Here is an 18,728-nt window from a genome sequence, read left to right on the forward strand (position 1 = left end):
AAAGTTACTGCGCCTAGCGATAGAGCATTACCGGGATCTTGCAGGAGCGCAGCATTTCGGTGGTTGTGGAGCCGATGATGAGGCTGCGGATGCGGGAGTGGCCGTGGGTGCCCATGACCAGGAGGTTGATGCCTTCCTGTTCGACGCGTTCGGCGATGACCGCCTCCACGTGGCCTTCAACGATCTCGGCTTCTGCGGCTATGCTGCCGCCGGAAAGCGTGGCGCGGGCGTCTTCGATGCGCTTTTCGTTCTCGGTGGTCTTGTCGCCGACCATCAAGAGCTTGATCTGCAGGCCCGCATAGAGCGCGCTGCGGGACATGGCGTCCACCGCCTTGAGGCTGTTGACGCTGCCATCGAAGGCGACCAGCACCTTCTCGATCGGCTTGAAGGCGCGTGAAGCGACAAAGACGGGCTTGGTGGCCGCGCGCACGACGCGCTCCAGATTGGAGCCCAGATGCAGCTTGGCGAAATCTGCCGCCTCGCCACGCTTGCCGATCACGAACATGTCGGTTTCGGCTTCCAGGGCTTCGAGCGTTTCCAGCACGTCGCCGTGGCGCAGCTTGGTGGTGACCTTGTCTGCGCCGGAAAGATGCGCCATTCCGGCTGCATCTTCGAGAATGGCACGGCCACGTTTCTGGGCGAGTTTCGCGCGCTGCTCATCCAGCTCGGAAAGCTCCTGCAGCAGGGTCGTGCGTGCGCCGAGCGCCAATGCGCCGGACAAGTCTGACGGTACGCTGGCTGCCTCGCGGCGGCCAAGAACGTGCATCAGCTCAAGTTCCGCCTGCAGGCGGCCCGCAGCCCAGGCGGCGTGGTCACACACGCTCTGAGAATAGATGGAGCCGTCTACGAATGCTCTGATCTTCATGGTCAATGCCCCATCAGTTTTTCCAATGCGCCCGGTTTGTCATGGACACCAAGCTTGTCGACGATTGTCTCGGAGGCCTCGTTCATGCCGATGATCTCGACCTCCGCGCCATCGCGGCGGAATTTGAGCACGATCATGTCCAGTGCCGCAACGGAAGAAATGTCCCAGATATGGGCGCGGGAGACGTCGATGACGACTTTCTCGAGCGCTTCCTTGAAGTCGAAGGCGGCGTTGAAGTCTTCAACTGAAGCAAAGAAGAGCTGGCCTTCCACGACATAAGTCCGCTTGCGCCCGTCCTCGGAGAGCGAGGAGGTGACGCGGAATATCTGCGCGATCTTGCCGGCAAAGAAGATGCCCGAAAGGAGCACGCCGACCAGCACGCCGATTGCCAGATTATGCGTGAAGACAACGAAGATGACGGTCGCCAGCATCACGATGGAGGAGGAAAGCGGGTGCTCGCGCAGGTTCTTGATCGAGGACCAGGAGAAGGTGCCGATCGAGACCATGATCATGATGGCCACCAGTGCGGGCATCGGGATCTGGCTGACCCAGTCGCCCAGCACCACCACCATGATGAGCAGCAGAACGCCCGCCGCGAAGCAGGAGAGGCGTCCGCGACCACCGGACTTCACGTTGATCATCGACTGGCCGATCATGGCGCAGCCTGCCATGCCGCCGATGAAGCCGGTTGCCGTGTTGGCCAGGCCCTGGCCGATACATTCCTGGTTCTTGTCGGACGGGGTGTCCGTCAGTTCGTCGACCAGCGAAGCGGTCATAAGCGATTCAAGAAGGCCAACTGCGGCAACCGCTGCCGAATAGGGCAGGATGATCTGCAGCGTCTCGAGGTTCAGCGGGATGTCCGGGATCAGGAAGATCGGGAAAGTATCGGGCAGATCACCCATGTCGCCGACCGTGCGTACGTCAAAGCCGAAATACATGGAAAGCGCGGTGAGAACGACGATGCAGACCAGCGGCGAGGGGATGGCGGTCGTCACGCGCGGGAATAGATAGATGATGGCAAGCCCGGCAGCGACCAGCACGTAGGTGAGGTTCGGCACACCGATCAGTTCGGGAAGCTGCGCCATGAAGATCAGGATCGCCAGCGCATTGACGAAGCCCGTCATCACCGAGCGGGAGACAAAGCGCATCAACTGGCCGAGCCTCAGGAAACCGGCAAGGATCTGCAGAAGACCGGCAAGCACGGTGGCTGCCAGCAGATATTGCAGCCCGTGCTCCTTCACCAGCGTGACCATGAGGACAGCGGTTGCAGCCGTTGCCGCGGAAATCATGCCGGGACGCCCGCCGGCGATGGCGGTGATGACGGCGATGGAGAAGGAGGCATAGAGCCCAACCTTCGGGTCGACGCCCGCAATGATCGAGAATGCAATGGCTTCGGGAATGAGCGCAAGCGCCACGACGAGACCGGAAAGAAGGTCGGCGCGGATATTGCCGAACCATTGGTCGCGGTAATGGGTGAGTGAAAACATCTGTCGTCCAGCACAGCTTGAGCCCCGCCGCGCTTCATGCGCAGAAGTAGACGAGGCATATATCTGATTATGCCGGCGGATAAGCGGCCGGCAGAGCCACCCGGAATTTCACCGGGTCCAGGATGGATGGCAGATGTTTAGCGGCAACTGTTTTGCAGCGCAACAAGGCAGGCTGCATGGCTGGGTTGCGTTAGGTGTTTCGGGAGTGTTGCCGCTCCAGATGGGTGCGTAGCAGGCGGATATTGCGTTTGTTTGCCTTGAAGAAGACGTCGAAGACGGTGCCGGCCACGGGTATCGAGCCGATCACGAAATCGAGGCCTGCATTGCCGGCCATTTTCACCAGCACATTTTGCGGTGCGCCCATTTTGGCGGCACGGTAGATTATATAGGCGGAGATCAGGCCCGTTGCTCCGTCGCCGATGACCGGCAGAAGGCTGGCGACGCCGTCTATGCCGAAGGTGAAGGGTGTGCCCTTGATGCCCCAGCGTGAATCCAGAAGTGTCGCCAGGCGATCAAGTTCGGCGAGGCGGGGATCTTCGATCGGCTGTGGTGAGCGGGTTTTGTGGGACACGCGGCTGTGCATCACTTCTTCACGATTACCCAGATGGCGTGAATGATGCCCGGGACATAGCCCAGCAGGGTCAGGAGCAGGTTCAGCCAGAAGTGCAGGCCGATACCGACCTGCAGGAACACGCCAAGCGGCGGGATCAGGATGGCGAGGAGTATGCGGATGACGTCCATTGCTGTTGCTCCATTTCAGTTGAAGCTACAACGCATGTCATCCGATTTTGCTCCGATGCCTGCGGTTTCCTAGTCGAAGCTCTTGCGCGCCTTCTTGGGGCGGCCTGCGTTTTCGCGCGGGCGGTCCTTCCAGTCGGACTTGCCTGCACCACCCTTTCGGTGGGGCTTCTTGGCAGGTTTCCCACGGGGACCGTCATTGTCGAAACTGCGCCTGGGACCGCCGGGACGACCGCCAGATGGAGGGCCATCGACTGCTTTGACGCGAATCGTGTCTTCCAGCATCTTTTTCGGGCCGATGGCCTTCAGGAAACTGTCGGCAGAGCCAGCCTCGATCTCGACAAAGGTCTCCTGCTGCTCCATGCGGATCGCGCCGATCTCGCGTTTGGAAATCTTGCCTTCGCGGCAGAGGAGCGGGAGGAGCCAGCGTGGCTCGGCATTCTGCTTGCGGCCCACCGAGAGGGAGAACCAGCGGCTTTCCGCAAAGCCGTCGCGCATCTTGCGTTCGGGACCGGTCGAGGGCGCGCCGGGCGCGACTTCCATGATGTCTTCAGGCGCAGAGCGGTTGCCGCGATAAAGCCGAACGAATGCCGCGGCCACCTGTTCGGCGCCGTGGCGCCTAAGAAGCTGGCTCACGAAATCCTGCTCTTCTTCCGCGATTGGCTGCGAAAGCGATGGATCTGCCAGAAGTCGCTCATTGTCGCGTTCGATCACCATTTCGGCGGAGGGCGGGGTTGCCCATTCGGCCTGGACCTTGGCGAATTTCAGAAGACGCTCGGCCTTTCGCTGCGCATTCTTCGGAACGATGATGGCACTGACGCCCTTGCGGCCGGCACGGCCGGTGCGGCCCGAGCGGTGAAGGAGGGTCTCGGCATTGGTCGGCAGATCGGCGTGGATGACCAGTTCCAGATTGGGCAGATCAATGCCGCGGGCGGCAACGTCTGTTGCAATACAGACGCGGGCGCGACCGTCACGCATGGCCTGAAGCGCGTGAGTGCGTTCGTTCTGGCTCAACTCGCCGGAGAGAGCGACAACGGAAAAGCCGCGATTGTTGAAGCGGGCCGTCAGGTGGTTTACCGCAGCACGCGTTGCACAGAAGACGATGGCATTGGCTGCCTCGTAGTAGCGCAGGACATTGATGATTGCGTTTTCACGGTCGGCGGGAGCGACAGTCAGCGCGCGATACTCGATATCGACATGTTGGCGCTGCTCGCCCTGTGCCGTGATGCGAAGCGCGTCGCGCTGATAATTGCGCGCGAGATCGGCAATGGCGCGGGGCACCGTAGCGGAGAAGAGGAGTGTGCGACGGTCTTCGGGCGATTCGCCGAGGATGAATTCCAGATCCTCGCGAAAGCCGAGATCAAGCATCTCGTCTGCTTCGTCGAGCACGACCGCCTTCAGTTCCGAAATATCCAGCGCGCCGCGCCGGATGTGGTCGCAAAGACGACCGGGCGTGCCGACCACGATATGGGCGCCGCGCTGCAGCTCGCGCCGCTCGGTGCGCATGTCCATGCCGCCGACGCACGAGACGACGCGCGCACCGGTGTCGGCATAGAGCCACTCAAGCTCGCGCATGACCTGGAGGGCCAGTTCACGGGTGGGAGCGATGGCCAGCGCCTTGGGTAGGCCTGCAGGGCCGAAGCGTTCTTCGTCGCCGAGCAGGGTTGGCGCGATGGCAAGGCCAAAGGCCACGGTCTTGCCGGAGCCGGTCTGGGCGGAAACAAGCGCGTCGCGGCCGGACATTTCCGGCTCGAGCACCGCCTTTTGCACCTGGGTGAGGGTTTCATAGCCACGATTGGCCAAGGCCCGGCCAAGGGCAGGCGCGATGCCTTCAAATTCAGTCATATATCCACTTTCGGAAAGGGTTCCGCGCGGGCCTGACGCGCCGCGCCCACGCGTCGTCAAACGCGCGTGTTGGCGCTCATGTAGTGCCTATCGTGACAAATGTACAGGCAAATCGCGCGTGGCCCGCCTCAACGTGGGCGGACCACCTCGCCATCTTCCTTGGTGAAGGACGCGATCGCGCCCTCGTCCAGGAGCTCGAGAACCGTCTCGGAGGGACGGCACAATTTCGCACCCTTGTTCGTCACGACGATGGGGCGATTGATGAGGATCGGGTGCTCCATCATGAAGTCGATGAGCTGGTCATCGCTCCACTTGTCTTCGCCAAGACCCAGTTCCTCATAGGGCGTGCCCTTCTGGCGCAGGAGCTCGCGGGGCGTGATCTGCATTTCTGCCAGAAGCTGCACGAGACGCTCCCGCGTCGGCGGCTCCCTCAGATATTCAATCACTGTCACGTCTTCGCCGGCTTCCTGCAGCATGGCGAGCACATTGCGGGAGGTGCCGCATTTCGGGTTGTGGTAGATGGTTGCGGACATCTTAGTTTTCCTTATTCGAACCAGTGGCGGGTGCGGTTAGCAAAGGCAACCAGCGACAGCATGACGGGTACTTCGACCAGCACACCCACGACGGTTGCAAGTGCCGCACCGGAATTCAGCCCGAACAGGCTGATGGCGACGGCAACCGCCAACTCGAAGAAGTTCGAGGTGCCGATGAGGGCACAGGGGGCGGCCACGTTGAAAGGCACGTTCCAGGCCTTGGCTGCGCCATAAGCAAGGAAGAAGATGCCGTAGGACTGGATGAGAAGCGGCACCGCGATCAGGACGATGATGAGCGGTTTCTCCACAATCACATCGCCCTGAAAGCCGAAAAGAAGCGTGACGGTGGCAAGCAGGCCGAGGATCGACCAGGGCTTCAGCGTTTCCGTAAAGGCAGAGACGGCTGCCGCGTCGCCGTTGGAGCGCTGGAGCAGGCGATGGCGCACATAGGCACCGGCAGCAAGCGGGACCACGACATAAAGCAGCGTGGACAGGATCAGCGTATCCCACGGCACCGCGATGTCGGTCACGCCAAGCAGCAGTGCAACGATGGGTGCGAAGGCGAAGACCATGATGACATCATTCACCGAAACCTGCACGAGCGTGTAGGTCGCATCACCGCGTGTTAGCTGGCTCCAGACGAAGACCATGGCCGTGCAGGGAGCCGCACCAAGCAGGATCAGGCCAGCGATATAGTGTTCGGCGTCTGCGGGCGGGATCAGGCCGGAGAAAACATAGGTGAAGAAGAAGACGCCAAGGGCGGCCATGGTGAAAGGCTTGATCAGCCAATTGACCACAAGGGTCAGCACCAGCCCCTTTGGTCGGTCACCGATATGTTTGAGGCTGGCGAAGTCGACATTCACCATCATCGGGAAGACCATGGCCCAGATCAGGATGGCCACGACAAGATTGACCGAGGCAAACTCAATCTCCGCCAGAAACTCGAAAAGGCCGGGCAGCAGATTGCCGAGCAGGATGCCTGCCAGGATGCAAAGCGCGACCCAGACCGAGAGATATTTCTCGAATGTGCCGATGCCGCCGGCGGGCGCGTCAGAGGAAAGGGCGTGGTCGGTCATGCGGGCTCCGGAGCGTCCTTGGAGGAAGTCTGGCTGCCGATTTCATCAAGGCGGCGCTGGAGAGACAGGCGGTCCAGCGTGGCGAGCGGCAGGGCGGTGAAGATGGAAATGCGGTTGTTGAGCATGCGATAGGTATCGGCGAAGGCGAGGCGCCGTTCCGCCTCGGTGCCGGTTGCAGCGGCCGGATCTGGCAGGCCCCAATGGGCCGTCATCGGTTGGCCTGGCCAGACGGGGCAGGCCTCTTCGGCGGCGCTGTCACAGAGGGTGAAGACGAAATCGAGTTTCGGCGCATCGGGATTGGCAAACTCGGCCCAGTCCTTGGAGCGGGCAAAACTGATGTCGTGATTGAGCTGGACAAGGAGGTCGACTGCGAATGGGTGGACCGTTCCCTTCGGATTGGAGCCGGCAGACCAGGCCTTGAACCTGTCCCGTCCGACGCGGTTGAGGATGGCTTCTGCCAGAATGGATCGGGCAGAGTTGCCGGTACACAAAAACAGGACATTGAAGGGTGTCTCACTCATGATGGTGTTCCTAGCACTCGCAGGTAATGGCCTCGATGACAGGGCGGCACAGTTCAGGCTGGCCGTTGCAGCAGTCTTCCATCACAAAGGAAAGCAGGCTGGCGAGCCCGCTCATGTCGGCGCGATAGATGATTGTGCGGCCGTCGCGTTCGGCGGTGACCAGTTCCGCCTGCACAAGGATCTTCAACTGGGCTGACAGCGTGTTCTGCAAAATGCCGGCACGCTCGGCGAGGCGGCCCGCTGATATGCCTTCAGGACCCGCCTTTATCAGCAGGCGGAAGACATGCAGTCGAGTTTCGTGACCGAGCGCGGCGAAGGCTGAAACTGCTTTATGCTGATCCATCGATATATCCAGAAATATGGAATAATTGGATTGCTAGCAGTGCCGAGACTGTTGCGCAAGGAAGATTTGGCGGGAAAGCAAAAAAGGCGCCGTGCCGGGGCACGACGCCAGATCCAATGGCAACCTGTTTTGCGGTTCAGCCGACGAAAGCGCGCTCGACCACGAAGTCGGCGGGAGCGGCATTGGAGCCTTCCTCGAGGCCGGCCTTTTCAACCAGGTTCTTTACGTCCTTCAGCATTTCCATAGAGCCGCAGATCATGACGCGGTCGTTCTCGCGGCTCAGGGGCTCTGTTCCAAGATGGCGGAACAGTTCGCCATTTTCGATCAGGGTCGTGATGCGGCCCATTACCGGCGATTCCTCGCGGGTGGTGGAGGTGAAATGGTGCAAGCGACCTTCGGTCAGTTCGCCGATCAGCGGATCGTTGCGGGTCGCCTCGATCAGTTCCTTGCCATAGTCCAGCTCCGCGACATCGCGCGTGGTGTGGGTCAGGATGATCTGATCGAACTTCTCATATGTATCCGGATCGCGGATGAGGCTTGCGAAAGGCGCAATCCCGGTGCCGGTAGAGAACATATAGAGGCGCTTGGCCGGGGTGAGCGCATCATTGACCAGCGTGCCTGTCGACTTCTGGCGCATCAGCACCGTGTCGCCGGGCTGGATCTTCTGCAGATGCTGGGTCAGCGGACCTTCAGGCACCTTGATGGAGAAGAACTCCACTTCCTCGTCCCAGCTCGGGCTTGCGATGGAATAGGCGCGGAAAACCGGCTTCTCGGCATTGGGCAGGCCGATCATCACAAATTCGCCGGAGCGGAAGCGGAAGGTCTGCGGGCGCGTGATGCGGAAGGAGAACAGCCGATCCGTGTAATGTTTCACCGAAACGACACGCTCGGCATAGACGCCAGCGGGAATGGGGAATTCCAGCTTCTGGTCGGACTCGATCTTGTTCGTCACGGCGGTGTTCATCGCTATTGTTTTCCTTTCGGACGATCGGCTTTGGGTCGCATTTAGGACGTCTGCGCCACTTTGCCAGAGATCGTCGGGATCATCTTAGGCATGAGGGGCGCGACCATACCCGCGCCAAAATCGCAGAAATGCCTATACCAGCTCTGCCGTTGAAAGAAGGTTTGACTTTCCAGCTTTGAGCTGCCCGGCGGAATAATCGTCGTTTTCGAGGGGATACAGCCCCTGAAACGGAAGATGGCGGGTGATTGACCCGCCATCAATACCTGCAGCTTATTCGCTTGCAGCTTCTTCGGCAGGAGCCTCGTTGGCTGCTGCTTCCGCTTCGGCTGCTGCAGCCTTGGCTTCTTCTTCAGCCTGCTTGGCAGCGTCGATGCGCTCCTGAGCCTTCTTGCCCGGCTTTGCCTTGTTCGGGTTGGAGCGCTCAGGACGCTCTGCAAGGCCGGCATCTGCGAGGAAGCGCAGCACGCGGTCAGTCGGCAGGGCGCCGTTTTCGAGCCAATGCTTGATGCGCTCTTCGTTGAGCTTCACACGCTCGCCATCCTTGGGCAGCATCGGGTTCCAGGAACCGACCTGCTCGATGAAGCGACCGTCGCGCGGTGCACGAACATCAGCCACAACGAGGTGGTAGTAAGGACGCTTCTTGGAGCCCGCGCGGGCCAGACGGATTTTCAGTGCCATGTTTTCTTCCTTTCGATAATGGCTGTTCCGGCCTCTTGGGCCGGGATTGCGCTGGGGCGAGCCAAGCTGCCCCGTATAGTTGCGGGGTCAGGTCGCAGCCTTCTCCCCTTCGCCGTTCCCGTGGCTCTCAGCGATTGCCTCGTGGTGGCGGATGACTTCCTTCACGATGAAGTTCAGGAATTTTTCTGCGAAATCGGGATCGAGATTGGCGTCGTCGGCCAGACGGCGCAGACGCTCGATCTGCTGGGCCTCGCGGGCCGGATCGGCAGGCGGAAGGTCGTGCTCGGCCTTGAGGTGGCCCACCGCCTTGGTGCAGCGGAAGCGCTCCGCCAGCATATGGATAAGGGCGGCGTCGATATTGTCTATCGATGCGCGCAGTTCCAGAAGCTTTGCCTTAGCCTGATCCATGCCCTCTCCCCCTTATTTCTTCTTCGGCAGGCCGGGTAGGCCGCCTGGAAGTCCTGGAAGACCACCGCCGCCAATGCCGGGAAGGCCTTTTGGCAGGCCGCCCTGGGGCAGGCCCTTGCCAAGACCTGCGGCTTCGGCCTGTTTTTGCAGGGCTTCAAGCTGCTTGGGGTCCATCTTGGACAGGTCGGGCATGCCGCCCATGCTGCCAAGGCCCATCTTGCCGGCCATGCCGCCCATGAGGCCGCGCATCATGCCGCCCTTCTTGCCCTTGCCGCCCATGGCTTTCATCATGTCGGCCATCTGGCGGTGCATTTTCAGAAGCTTGTTGATCTGGGCCGCATCCGTGCCGGAGCCGGCGGCAATGCGCTTTTTGCGGCTATGCTTCAGGAGTTCGGGATTCGAACGCTCCTTCGGCGTCATCGACTGGATGATGGCGATCTGGCGGCCAAACATCTTGTCGTCGAGACCGGCGGCAGCCATCTGATCCTTCATCTTGCCCATCCCGGGCATCATGCCCATGATGCCGCCCATGCCGCCCATTTTCTGCATCTGGCGAAGCTGATCGGCGAGGTCGTTCAGGTCGAACTTCCCCTCCTGCATCTTCCTCGCCATCGCGGCGGCTTTTTCCTGGTCGATGGTCTCGGCAGCCTTTTCGACGAGGCTGACAATATCGCCCATACCGAGAATGCGGTCTGCGATGCGCTTGGGATGGAATTCCTCCAGCGCGTCCATCTTCTCGCCGACACCGATCAGCTTGATCGGCTGGCCGGTGACCGCACGCATGGAAAGCGCGGCACCGCCACGGCCATCACCGTCCATGCGGGTGAGGACGAGGCCGGTTATGCCCACGCGCTCGTTGAAATTGGTCGCGAGATTGACTGCGTCCTGACCGGTAAGCGAATCGGCCACCAGCAGGATTTCATGCGGATTGGCCGACTTCTTGATGTCGGCCATCTCGACCATCAGCGGCTCGTCGATATGGGTGCGGCCGGCGGTATCGAGAATGACGACGTCATGACCGCCGAGCTTTGCTGCCTGAACGGCGCGCTTGGCGATGTCGACAGGAGTCTGACTTGGCACGATGGGCAGGGTGGCCACATCGATCTGTTCGCCGATCTGCTTGAGCTGCTCCTGGGCTGCGGGACGACGGGTGTCGAGGGAGGCCATCAGGACCTTCTTGCCCTGGCGCTCCGTCAGGCGCTTGGCGATCTTGCCGGTGGTGGTGGTCTTACCCGAACCCTGCAGGCCGACCATCATGAGGACAACGGGGGCAGGCGCATTGAGATCGATGGTCTCGCCTTCCGATCCCAGCATCTCGACAAGCTCGTCATGGACGATCTTGACGACCATCTGGCCAGGCTTCACCGACTTCAGAACTTCGGCGCCGACCGCCTTCTGCTTCACGCGGTCGGTAAAGGAACGCACGACATCAAGCGCGACATCCGCCTCGATCAGCGCACGGCGCACTTCGCGCAGCGCGGCGGAGACATCGGTCTCCGAAAGTGCGCCGCGGCCTGTCAGGCCATTCAGGATGGAGCCAAGGCGCTCCTGAAGCGATTCAAACATCCGCGTTCCTCATGATCTCGAGTCAGTCTGACCCGAGAAGTAATGGTTCCGCGCTCAGGCTTAAACCCTTGCGAACAGCCGAAAAGCACCCGGGGGCGCATCGCGCTGCCGGGTGTTGACCTCCAGGATCACCATCGATGTCATCGAAGACAGGCGCCCTGGTCGGTTGCTCGGAGTTTGCACTCGTCGCGGAAAGTTCAGCGCTCTAAACAGGAATTGCGCGCTTGAGTCAAGAAAAACGCCGCCGAAGGGAATCCGGCGGCGCTTTTAGCTCAAGTTGGAACCGATTAACGCATCACATAGACGATGCGGCGGCTCTCCGGCTCAACCAGTACCGGCTGACCGTTCACATAGACATACCGGTACTCGTAGTCCGGGATCTCACGGATCTCGACCGTCTCCGGCAGGCCTGCGCCGACAACCACTTCACCTTCGAGATAAACCGGCTCTACGGCGTTGGATTGAACATAGGTACGAACCTCGGCCGGTGGTGCGGAGATCGTATCGACTGCGCCACCTGCAACAGCACCTGCTGCGCCGCCGACAACTGCCCCAACGGGGCCACCAATGATCGCGCCTGCAACTGCGCCTGTGGTGGCACCGGCTGCAGCGCCGGCACCGGTGCTGGCGGTGGATTCATAGGTTACAGCCGGTACGGCGGTGGCCGGACGTTCGGTTAGAACAATGGTCTCGCCGCTATCGAAGGATGCGGTGAGATAGTCGGAATATGCCCAGCCCTCGACACCGTCATGCGAAACACGGCACCACTTGCTGCCGTCGATGCAGCCACCGACATTTGCGTCTTCGCTGGCGCCGATTACACCGACCACCTCATACTGCGGACCGGGGCCTGAACGGATATTGAGGTCGGTGGTGGCCTTGGCCATGACCTCGGCGGCAGCCATACCGGACATGGCTACCAATGCCGCACCGGCAATGCCGGCCTTGAGTGCGAAAGTCTTCATGAGAATTCTCCTTCTCCAGAACCAATGAGCCATCGAACTATCTTGAGGGGCTTCCGGTTCCCTGTGTCTCGAAGAAGTCACGCCTGAAGCACAATCGCGCCGCAATCGGAGGTCATCTGCCGCACTTCTGGTGACTTTGTGCCAGAAGGCTGGCAACATCGCGACAAATCAATTTCATCGATCAAGGAGAGAATCATGGCTTTGCGGGGCAGGATGGCACTTGCTGCCACAGTGGTAGCAGGTGCGTTGCTTGCGTCAGGTGGGGCATATGCCGCGCAATGCGGCAACAACGCTGCAGGCTTTGAAAACTGGAAAGCGCAGTTCACCCAGGAAGCGGCAGCTCGTGGTGTGGGCCAGCGCGCCCTGGGCGCGTTGAAGCAGACGCGCTATGCTAAGAAGACCATTGCCGCCGACCGCGGCCAGAGAAGCTTCAAGCTTTCGCTGGAAAGCTTCATGCAGAAACGCGGAGCCAATGCGATCATCTCTCGTGGCAAGAGCATGAAAAAGAAGCATGGCAAGATGCTGGCCAATATCGAGCGCCGCTACGGCGTACCGGCCGGCCCGCTTCTGGCGATCTGGGGCATGGAAACCGGCTTTGGCGGGTTTCTTGGCAACCAGAACATCCTCTCTGCGGTTGCAACGCTTGCTTATGACTGCCGCCGTTCAGAGTTCTTCACCGGCCATCTCTATGGGGCGCTGACCATGATCGACCGCGGCATGATGAGCCCGGATGCCAAGGGTGCTGCTCATGGCGAAATTGGTCAGACGCAGTTCCTGCCCGGCAATGCGCTCAAATATGGCGTTGATGGCAATGGTGATGGTCGCGTCGACATGATCCGTTCGTCAGCCGATGCACTGGCCTCGACCGCAAACTTCTTGCGCGCCCATGGCTGGCGTGCCGGTGCCGGTTACCAGCCAGGTCAGCCGAACTTCCGGGCTATCCAAGGCTGGAACGCCGCTGGTGTCTACCAGAAGGCCATCGCCATCATCGCCAAGGAAATCGATGGGTGAGGAGCGGTCGGCCCGGCAGGGCCGATCAATCGACAAAGATTTGTCGATTTAAGCGACGAACGCCCGGAGCCATAGCGTAGGGCCGGCAGAGCGCTCCGCGCAGCGGACAGAAAACCAATGATTTGGCTTTCTGAGCGACGAACGCCCGGAGCCATAGCGTAGGGCCGGCAGAGCGATCGGCCCGAAGGGGCGACAAAAAAAGCCGGGGGCATCGCCTCCGGCTCTTTTCGTTGAGTGCTTGAGCCTGCCGATTACCGGCCGCGCTTTCTTGCCGCCAGCGTACGCAGGCGCAGGGCGTTCAGCTTGATGAAGCCGGCTGCGTCTTTCTGGTCATAGGCGCCCTGATCGTCCTCGAATGTCACGAGGGCGTCGGAATAGAGGGATTTGTCGGACTTGCGGCCGGTAACGATGACATTGCCCTTGTAGAGCTTGAGGCGGACTTCGCCTTCCACGTCTTCCTGGCTCTTGTCGATGGCTGCCTGCAGCATCTCGCGCTCAGGCGAGAACCAGAAGCCGTTATAGATGAGCTCTGCATAGCGCGGCATCAGCTCGTCCTTCAGGTGAGCAGCGCCACGGTCGAGCGTGAGCGATTCCATCGCGCGGTGGGCTGCGAGCAGGATGGTGCCGCCGGGGGTCTCGTAGACGCCGCGGGACTTCATGCCGACAAAGCGGTTTTCGACGAGGTCGATGCGACCGATGCCGTTGTCGCGGCCCAGATCGTTCAGGCGGGCGAGGAGCGTTGCCGGCGACAGCGCTTCTCCGTTGATGGCAACCGCATCGCCCTTCTCGAACTGGATCGTGATCTCGGTCGGCTCGTCGGGAGCGTCAAAGGGCGAAACGGAGCGCTGGTGAACATATTCCGGAGGCTCGGCCCATGGATCCTCAAGCACCTTGCCTTCCGAAGAGGAGTGCAGAAGGTTGGCATCTACGGAGAAGGGGGCTTCGCCCTGCTTGTCCTTCGGCACCGGAATCTGATGTGCCTCGGCGAAGTTCAGAAGGTCGGTGCGGGACTTGAAGGTCCAGTCACGCCAGGGGGCAATCACCTTGATGTCGGGGTTCAGCGCATAGGCGGAAAGTTCGAAGCGAACCTGATCGTTGCCCTTGCCGGTTGCACCGTGAGCAATAGCATCAGCTCCGGTTTCTTCTGCGATTTCGACGAGGCGCTTGGAAATGAGGGGGCGGGCGATGGAAGTGCCCAGCAGATAGACGCCCTCGTAGAGCGCATTGGCCCGGAACATCGGGAAGACGAAGTCGCGTACGAACTCCTCGCGAACATCCTCGATGTAGATTTCCTTGATGCCGAGCAGTTCGGCCTTCTTGCGCGCGGGCTCCAGTTCGTCGCCCTGACCAAGATCGGCGGTGAAGGTCACGACCTCCGCGCCAAGCTCCGTCTGAAGCCATTTGAGGATGATGGAGGTGTCCAACCCGCCCGAATAGGCAAGCACGACCTTCTTTACGTCTTTGAGATCAGCCATGGTCTTTTCCGGTATTGTGGTGCCTGGTGCCCCAGATCGCCGGTGCGGCGAGTGAAGAATTCGGCCCGACTTTTATCAGGAAAAGACGCGGGAGCAAGACAAGCTGCCCGTGCAAGGGTTCGGGGCGCCGGGGCGCCCCGAAGGATTTACTTGCAGTTCTGGATCGCGTTGAGTGCTGCAGTGACACCTGAAAGCGAGAAGGTGTAGCCGGTATCATTGCCTCGGCCGGACTTGGCAGCGATCTTCATGTCGGCACCGGCCTTCATGGCCGCAACAAGCTGCGGCTCCTCAGCAGCATTTTCCAACCAGGCGGACTTGCCCTGGGTAAACATGGTGAAGCTGCGGTTGCCGACCGTGACGGTGACCTTGGAGCCTTCCTGAAGAGTGTAATCGGCAATGAACTGCGGCTCGTACGCCACGTTCTGGCCCGGCTTCTGGCTGACGAAGAAGAAGATATCGCCGTGATTGAGGCTCGCCGGGGTCTTTGCCTTCGGCACGCTCATGACATAGCAAACCTTGCCGTTGTCGGACTGGTAGCTGTAGACGCCCCAGTCATTGTGCTGGGAAACCGCCTTGGCCTGAGCGAATGCCGAACCACCCGTGGCGACAGCGGCGAGAAGAATGAGCGACGAGATAATTCCACGCATTTTTGTTGACCGTATCTTTGTCTGCCGTGAATGACGAGTGCGGGACGGGAGTGTTTGTCCGCGATGAAGTTCACTTCATCATTATTTAATCAGGGTTACCAAAGGGTGAAGCAGCATCCGCACCTGCCGCATCGCGCCCCCAAAGTTTCGATTCCGACGCTCATCGTGAACGCCCCTATGCCCCATATCAACCGTTCAAGCGGATGAAAAAGGCAAGAATTTGACTGGTTTGCGCGAGAAACGCCGCAGCCGGGGTGCTCAGCTCTGCTCGTCTTCCAGCGCCTGTCGGGCTGCAAGGCGGTGGGCGGGCGTAATGTGGTTTCGCACCATGTTGAGCGCAGCCGCCAGAACGGCCGCATCATCGGTGAAGCCCAGGCCCAGGATGAAATCGGGCACGGTATCGAACGGCAGGACGAAATAGGCAAGCGCCGCCAGAAGGATTGCGCGAACACGCGTGGGCGTCTGGCGGTCCAGAGCGCAGAAATAGCCGGCAACCAGGTCTTCCATGAAGGGGAGCTGCCGCGCAGCCTTGCGTGCCGTCTTCCAGAACTTGGCGCGTACGCGATCTTCGCGCGCACGGTTTTCGTGCTCGTCGCCAGGCTCGAGGATTTCGCCGATCTTTACTTCATCCGTCATGGGGCAAATGTGGGTGGCGCAGTTTAATATGCAAGATCATGCGGCGCCTAAGACAGCTTGTTTATGGCGCGGGCCATCGCGATATCGCGTTCGCTCAGCCCGCCTGCATCATGGGTCGTGAGCCGGATTTCGAGACGGTTATAGACATTCGACCATTCCGGATGGTGATCCAGTTTCTCCGCTATCAGCGCCACGCGGGTCATGAAGGCGAAGGCTTGGGAAAAATTGCTGAACTTGTAGGCGCGGCTCAGGGCTTTGCCGTCGGGCGACAGCTCCCAGCCCTCCAACTCCGCCATCACGCTTTCGATAGCTTTCGCATCCAACTTCTTTTGTGCCATTGTAGGAGTATTCCATCTAAAAACTGGGTTGGGGCGCTCGTGCTTGATCAGAATATTTCAGTGCTTTTTGTCTGCCTTGGCAATATTTGCCGCTCTCCATTGGCTGAAGGCATATTCAGGGAAGTCGCGAGTGAACGCGGTCTGGCGGATGCCGTTCGCATCGATTCAGCGGGTACCGGCGCCTGGCATATTGGCTGCGCCCCTGATCCTCGTGCCATCGCGGTGGCAAAGCGTCATGGCATCGACATAAGCGCGCTGCGCGGACGACAGGTGGAGGCTGCCGACTTCAGCCGCTTTGACCTCGTCCTGAGCATGGATGCTCGCAATCTGAGAGTTCTGCGCCAGCTGAGCCCCCTCAATGCGCCCCGCAAGGCGCATCTGTTCATGGAGTATGCGGGTCTGGGCGAGCAGGATATCCCCGACCCCTATTACGGTCGTGACGAGGGTTTTGAAGCCGTCTATCAGATGATCCGCGAAGCGTCCGAAGCATTGGCCAGAAGACTTGTCGAGCGGGGAACCTCCGCTGCCATCAATGGCCACGCTTCCTCGATGACATAAGGGCCACCTCCCACCGAGTCTCGTGACGACATCAAAACGAAGCGCCCGATCCTGAACGGTGCTGTCAGGAAGTTCCCGCGAGCCGACAGATAATGTGCCACCTCATGCGGGTTGGAATTTCTGAGCCTTGCCAGCGTGATATGCGGGGTGAATTTTCTCGGATCGGGGGTGAGCCCCAACCGCTGGCAGATGCGGGCAATTTCGCCTTGCAGAGCATATAGATCGGGTGATGCGGCCACGCCCGCCCATATGGAGTGCGGCTTCTTCTGGCCGAAGGCGCCGACGCCTGACAGCGTCAGATTGAAGGAAGGCCGCCGAACCCTATCCAGCGCATTGGCAACCTCGTCGGCGACGTGCCCTTCCACATCACCGATAAAGCGCAATGTCAGATGGTAGTTTTCGACATCGATCCAGCGGGCTCCCGGCAGACCACCTCGCAAGAGCGAGAGTGACAGCGCGGCATCGCGCGGAATCTCGAGGGCGGTAAACAGGCGCGGCATGGCGGCCTCCTCGAATCTTTATGTCTGATAAGGAGCGAATCATTCTTCCGCGGGTGGGGCAAGCAGTTTCTTGCTCTCGGCCGAGTTGTCCGCAGACTGTTTCACAAGCAAGGGCTCGATATGGGGCAGGAGGTTCTCAACGATCTTCGCGACGCCGGCCTCGTTGGGATGCATGCCGTCAGATAGAAGCAGGTCACGCTCGGCCGCCACGCCTTCCATGTAAAAGGGCATCAAGGCAACGTCCTTCTCCTCTGCCAGGCGCGGGAAAATGGCGTTGAATTTGTCCTGGTAGTCGGACCCAAGATTTGGTGCCGCATACATGCCCGCCAGCAGCACTGTCTGCCCACGCGACTTCAGACGGTCGATGATCTGAGAAAGGTTCTTCTCCGTCGAATCAGGCGTGATGCCGCGCAGCATGTCATTGGCACCCAGTTCCACGATCACGAGATCAGCATCTTCGGGCACGGACCAGTCGAGGCGGGACAGGCCGCCGGAGGTCGTGTCGCCGGAGACACCCGCATTTGCGATCTCGACCTCGTATCCCTTGTCGCGAAGGGCCTCTTCCAAGCGATCAGGCACGCTTTCGCCGGGTGGAAGCTGATAGCCCGCCATGAGGCTGTCGCCCAGTGCGACGATCGTGATAGGCTCAGCTCTTGCAGCGAAGGGCGCTGTCGAGAGAAGCGCGACAAGAAGTACCAGAATGGCCGCTCTGGCCGAATTAAAACTGCGGAAGTCTTTCAATAGCATCTGGCACATCCCATATTTGCCGGGTTCTGACGTCAGCTTACAGCCCGACCCTTCTGTCTATATAGGACGACCCGCCAGTGACAGTACCCGTGATCGCCCTCAAGAATCTTCGCTTGCGCCTTGGAGAAGGTGCTTCATCGGTAGACGTACTCAAGGATGTCAGCCTGCAGGTCGAAAGAGGCCAATCCACGGCAATCGTGGGGCCTTCGGGCTCCGGCAAGTCGACGCTCCTGATGGTCATGGCGGGGCTTGAGCGGGTTGATCGCGGGGAGGTTCATGTTGCCGGACAGGGACTGCACGGCATGACGGAAGACGAGGTTGCCGCGTTTCGCGGGCGCACCATCGGCATCGTCTTTCAGTCCTTTCACCTGATTCCGAACATGACGGCGCTGGAAAATGTAGCGGTTCCGCTGGAGCTTGCCGGGCATCGCGATCCGTTCGGGCAGGCTGCACAAGAGCTTGCTGCCGTCGGGCTGAAGGATCGCGTGACGCATTATCCTGGAGAGTTGTCAGGTGGTGAGCAGCAACGCGTGGCAATCGCCCGTGCTCTCGCGCCGGCTCCCGCCATCATGATTGCGGATGAGCCGACAGGCAATCTCGATCAGGCGACGGGGCGGCAGATTGCCGATCTTCTGTTCGAAAAGGCGCGTGAGCGAGGAACGACGCTTGTGCTGGTGACGCATGATCCCACGCTGGCGCAACGTTGTGATCGCCAGGTCTCCATGCGCTCGGGCCGTATCGAGGCCGAGCAGGCGAAAGAGGCGGCGGAGTAGGCGAATGGCCGAGACACACACTGCCGCGCTGCAGGGCGATTATACGACCGGTGG

General features: G+C 60.4%; 23 protein-coding genes and 1 other annotated feature. Of the genes, 3 read left to right on the forward strand and 20 right to left on the reverse strand.

The features are described 5' to 3' along the window. Positions 1–13: 13 nt before the first annotated feature. The 14 genes from WA367_RS02245 to WA367_RS02310 form a co-directional block, all read right to left on the reverse strand. Complete coding sequence (locus tag WA367_RS02245; RefSeq protein WP_336055176.1) at positions 14–865, reverse strand: universal stress protein; 852 nt, start codon at positions 863–865, stop codon at positions 14–16. Positions 866–867: 2 nt separating this feature from the next. Next, complete coding sequence (locus tag WA367_RS02250; protein ID WP_336055177.1) at positions 868–2,352, reverse strand: SulP family inorganic anion transporter; 1,485 nt, start codon at positions 2,350–2,352, stop codon at positions 868–870. 66 nt (positions 2,353–2,418) lie between these two features. Then, positions 2,419–2,474: a sequence feature (sul1 is cis-regulatory element that is thought to sense ions involved in sulfur or methionine metabolism; They are found in Alphaproteobacteria), on the reverse strand. Positions 2,475–2,542: 68 nt separating this feature from the next. Beyond that, entirely contained in the window at positions 2,543–2,935 is a 393-nt protein-coding gene (locus WA367_RS02255; protein ID WP_336055178.1) for a DUF4112 domain-containing protein, read from the reverse strand. Next, entirely contained in the window at positions 2,935–3,093 is a 159-nt protein-coding gene (locus WA367_RS02260) for a YqaE/Pmp3 family membrane protein (protein ID WP_036485617.1), read from the reverse strand. The genes WA367_RS02255 and WA367_RS02260 overlap by 1 nt, the downstream gene beginning before the upstream one ends. A 69-nt stretch (positions 3,094–3,162) precedes the next feature. Further along, positions 3,163–4,935, reverse strand: a complete 1,773-nt coding sequence (locus WA367_RS02265; protein WP_336055179.1) for a DEAD/DEAH box helicase — start codon at positions 4,933–4,935, stop codon at positions 3,163–3,165. A 128-nt stretch (positions 4,936–5,063) separates the two neighbouring features. Beyond that, positions 5,064–5,468, reverse strand: a complete 405-nt coding sequence (gene arsC, locus WA367_RS02270; protein WP_336055180.1) for an arsenate reductase (glutaredoxin) — start codon at positions 5,466–5,468, stop codon at positions 5,064–5,066. Positions 5,469–5,479: 11 nt separating this feature from the next. Then, entirely contained in the window at positions 5,480–6,544 is a 1,065-nt protein-coding gene (arsB, locus tag WA367_RS02275) for an ACR3 family arsenite efflux transporter (protein WP_336055181.1), read from the reverse strand. Next, positions 6,541–7,065, reverse strand: a complete 525-nt coding sequence (locus WA367_RS02280) for an arsenate reductase ArsC (protein ID WP_336055182.1) — start codon at positions 7,063–7,065, stop codon at positions 6,541–6,543. Before WA367_RS02280 ends, arsB begins: the two co-directional genes overlap by 4 nt. A gap of 10 nt (positions 7,066–7,075) precedes the next feature. After that, positions 7,076–7,408: an ArsR/SmtB family transcription factor gene (locus WA367_RS02285; RefSeq protein ID WP_336055183.1), complete on the reverse strand. Its 333-nt coding sequence runs from the start codon at positions 7,406–7,408 to the stop codon at positions 7,076–7,078. A 136-nt stretch (positions 7,409–7,544) separates the two neighbouring features. Continuing rightward, complete coding sequence (locus WA367_RS02290) at positions 7,545–8,372, reverse strand: ferredoxin--NADP reductase (RefSeq protein ID WP_336055184.1); 828 nt, start codon at positions 8,370–8,372, stop codon at positions 7,545–7,547. Between the two features lie 270 nt (positions 8,373–8,642). Further along, positions 8,643–9,050, reverse strand: a complete 408-nt coding sequence (rpsP, locus tag WA367_RS02295) for a 30S ribosomal protein S16 (protein WP_336055185.1) — start codon at positions 9,048–9,050, stop codon at positions 8,643–8,645. An 87-nt stretch (positions 9,051–9,137) separates the two neighbouring features. Continuing rightward, complete coding sequence (locus tag WA367_RS02300) at positions 9,138–9,458, reverse strand: chorismate mutase (protein WP_336055186.1); 321 nt, start codon at positions 9,456–9,458, stop codon at positions 9,138–9,140. 12 nt (positions 9,459–9,470) lie between these two features. Continuing rightward, positions 9,471–11,024, reverse strand: coding sequence for a signal recognition particle protein (gene ffh, locus WA367_RS02305; protein WP_336055187.1), 1,554 nt, complete (start codon positions 11,022–11,024; stop codon positions 9,471–9,473). A gap of 287 nt (positions 11,025–11,311) precedes the next feature. After that, complete coding sequence (locus WA367_RS02310) at positions 11,312–11,989, reverse strand: DUF1236 domain-containing protein (protein WP_336055188.1); 678 nt, start codon at positions 11,987–11,989, stop codon at positions 11,312–11,314. A gap of 195 nt (positions 11,990–12,184) precedes the next feature. On the opposite strand from WA367_RS02310, the gene WA367_RS02315 reads away from it, so the two are divergent. After that, positions 12,185–13,000, forward strand: a complete 816-nt coding sequence (locus WA367_RS02315; RefSeq protein WP_336055189.1) for a lytic murein transglycosylase — start codon at positions 12,185–12,187, stop codon at positions 12,998–13,000. Positions 13,001–13,251: 251 nt separating this feature from the next. Here WA367_RS02315 and WA367_RS02320 read toward each other — a convergent pair whose 3' ends face one another. From WA367_RS02320 to WA367_RS02335, 4 genes are all read right to left on the reverse strand, one after another. Beyond that, complete coding sequence (locus tag WA367_RS02320) at positions 13,252–14,475, reverse strand: argininosuccinate synthase (RefSeq protein ID WP_336055190.1); 1,224 nt, start codon at positions 14,473–14,475, stop codon at positions 13,252–13,254. A gap of 146 nt (positions 14,476–14,621) precedes the next feature. Then, positions 14,622–15,122: an invasion associated locus B family protein gene (locus WA367_RS02325; protein ID WP_336055191.1), complete on the reverse strand. Its 501-nt coding sequence runs from the start codon at positions 15,120–15,122 to the stop codon at positions 14,622–14,624. 258 nt (positions 15,123–15,380) lie between these two features. Further along, a complete protein-coding gene (locus WA367_RS02330) occupies positions 15,381–15,758 on the reverse strand; it encodes a YkvA family protein (RefSeq protein WP_336055192.1) in 378 nt (125 codons plus the stop codon). A gap of 47 nt (positions 15,759–15,805) precedes the next feature. Continuing rightward, positions 15,806–16,096 carry a 4a-hydroxytetrahydrobiopterin dehydratase gene (locus tag WA367_RS02335; RefSeq protein WP_336055193.1) on the reverse strand — a complete coding sequence of 97 codons (291 nt, stop codon included), beginning with the start codon at positions 16,094–16,096 and terminating at the stop codon, positions 15,806–15,808. Between the two features lie 39 nt (positions 16,097–16,135). On the opposite strand from WA367_RS02335, the gene WA367_RS02340 reads away from it, so the two are divergent. Further along, the gene (locus tag WA367_RS02340; protein WP_336055194.1) at positions 16,136–16,654 is read left to right on the forward strand and encodes a low molecular weight protein-tyrosine-phosphatase; all 519 of its coding nucleotides are present in this window, start codon (positions 16,136–16,138) and stop codon (positions 16,652–16,654) included. Here WA367_RS02340 and thpR read toward each other — a convergent pair. Further along, the gene (thpR, locus tag WA367_RS02345; protein ID WP_336055195.1) at positions 16,558–17,154 is read right to left on the reverse strand and encodes an RNA 2',3'-cyclic phosphodiesterase; all 597 of its coding nucleotides are present in this window, start codon (positions 17,152–17,154) and stop codon (positions 16,558–16,560) included. The two genes, WA367_RS02340 and thpR, sit on opposite strands and share 97 nt — an antisense overlap. A gap of 39 nt (positions 17,155–17,193) precedes the next feature. Continuing rightward, positions 17,194–17,901, reverse strand: a complete 708-nt coding sequence (locus WA367_RS02350; protein WP_336055196.1) for an arylesterase — start codon at positions 17,899–17,901, stop codon at positions 17,194–17,196. 77 nt (positions 17,902–17,978) lie between these two features. Between WA367_RS02350 and WA367_RS02355 the strand changes: the two genes are divergently transcribed. Further along, positions 17,979–18,674, forward strand: a complete 696-nt coding sequence (locus WA367_RS02355; protein ID WP_336055197.1) for an ABC transporter ATP-binding protein — start codon at positions 17,979–17,981, stop codon at positions 18,672–18,674. Positions 18,675–18,728 lie beyond the last annotated feature (54 nt).

Origin of the sequence: Nitratireductor sp. CH_MIT9313-5 (genome assembly GCF_037029545.1) — a bacterium.
Lineage (GTDB): Bacteria > Pseudomonadota > Alphaproteobacteria > Rhizobiales > Rhizobiaceae > Chelativorans.

Excerpts from the sequence above, each read along its gene's own strand:
- WA367_RS02245 (WP_336055176.1), bottom strand. The coding sequence starts at position 865 with ATGAAGATCAGAGCATTCGTAGACGGCTCCATCTATTCTCAGAGCGTG.
- WA367_RS02250 (WP_336055177.1), bottom strand. The coding sequence starts at position 2,352 with ATGTTTTCACTCACCCATTACCGCGACCAATGGTTCGGCAATATCCGC.
- WA367_RS02255 (WP_336055178.1), bottom strand. The coding sequence starts at position 2,935 with ATGCACAGCCGCGTGTCCCACAAAACCCGCTCACCACAGCCGATCGAA.
- WA367_RS02260 (WP_036485617.1), bottom strand. The coding sequence starts at position 3,093 with ATGGACGTCATCCGCATACTCCTCGCCATCCTGATCCCGCCGCTTGGC.
- WA367_RS02265 (WP_336055179.1), bottom strand. The coding sequence starts at position 4,935 with ATGACTGAATTTGAAGGCATCGCGCCTGCCCTTGGCCGGGCCTTGGCC.
- arsC (WP_336055180.1), bottom strand. The coding sequence starts at position 5,468 with ATGTCCGCAACCATCTACCACAACCCGAAATGCGGCACCTCCCGCAAT.
- arsB (WP_336055181.1), bottom strand. The coding sequence starts at position 6,544 with ATGACCGACCACGCCCTTTCCTCTGACGCGCCCGCCGGCGGCATCGGC.
- WA367_RS02280 (WP_336055182.1), bottom strand. The coding sequence starts at position 7,065 with ATGAGTGAGACACCCTTCAATGTCCTGTTTTTGTGTACCGGCAACTCT.
- WA367_RS02285 (WP_336055183.1), bottom strand. The coding sequence starts at position 7,408 with ATGGATCAGCATAAAGCAGTTTCAGCCTTCGCCGCGCTCGGTCACGAA.
- WA367_RS02290 (WP_336055184.1), bottom strand. The coding sequence starts at position 8,372 with ATGAACACCGCCGTGACGAACAAGATCGAGTCCGACCAGAAGCTGGAA.
- rpsP (WP_336055185.1), bottom strand. The coding sequence starts at position 9,050 with ATGGCACTGAAAATCCGTCTGGCCCGCGCGGGCTCCAAGAAGCGTCCT.
- WA367_RS02300 (WP_336055186.1), bottom strand. The coding sequence starts at position 9,458 with ATGGATCAGGCTAAGGCAAAGCTTCTGGAACTGCGCGCATCGATAGAC.
- ffh (WP_336055187.1), bottom strand. The coding sequence starts at position 11,024 with ATGTTTGAATCGCTTCAGGAGCGCCTTGGCTCCATCCTGAATGGCCTG.
- WA367_RS02310 (WP_336055188.1), bottom strand. The coding sequence starts at position 11,989 with ATGAAGACTTTCGCACTCAAGGCCGGCATTGCCGGTGCGGCATTGGTA.
- WA367_RS02315 (WP_336055189.1), top strand. The coding sequence starts at position 12,185 with ATGGCTTTGCGGGGCAGGATGGCACTTGCTGCCACAGTGGTAGCAGGT.
- WA367_RS02320 (WP_336055190.1), bottom strand. The coding sequence starts at position 14,475 with ATGGCTGATCTCAAAGACGTAAAGAAGGTCGTGCTTGCCTATTCGGGC.
- WA367_RS02325 (WP_336055191.1), bottom strand. The coding sequence starts at position 15,122 with ATGCGTGGAATTATCTCGTCGCTCATTCTTCTCGCCGCTGTCGCCACG.
- WA367_RS02330 (WP_336055192.1), bottom strand. The coding sequence starts at position 15,758 with ATGACGGATGAAGTAAAGATCGGCGAAATCCTCGAGCCTGGCGACGAG.
- WA367_RS02335 (WP_336055193.1), bottom strand. The coding sequence starts at position 16,096 with ATGGCACAAAAGAAGTTGGATGCGAAAGCTATCGAAAGCGTGATGGCG.
- thpR (WP_336055195.1), bottom strand. The coding sequence starts at position 17,154 with ATGCCGCGCCTGTTTACCGCCCTCGAGATTCCGCGCGATGCCGCGCTG.
- WA367_RS02350 (WP_336055196.1), bottom strand. The coding sequence starts at position 17,901 with ATGCTATTGAAAGACTTCCGCAGTTTTAATTCGGCCAGAGCGGCCATT.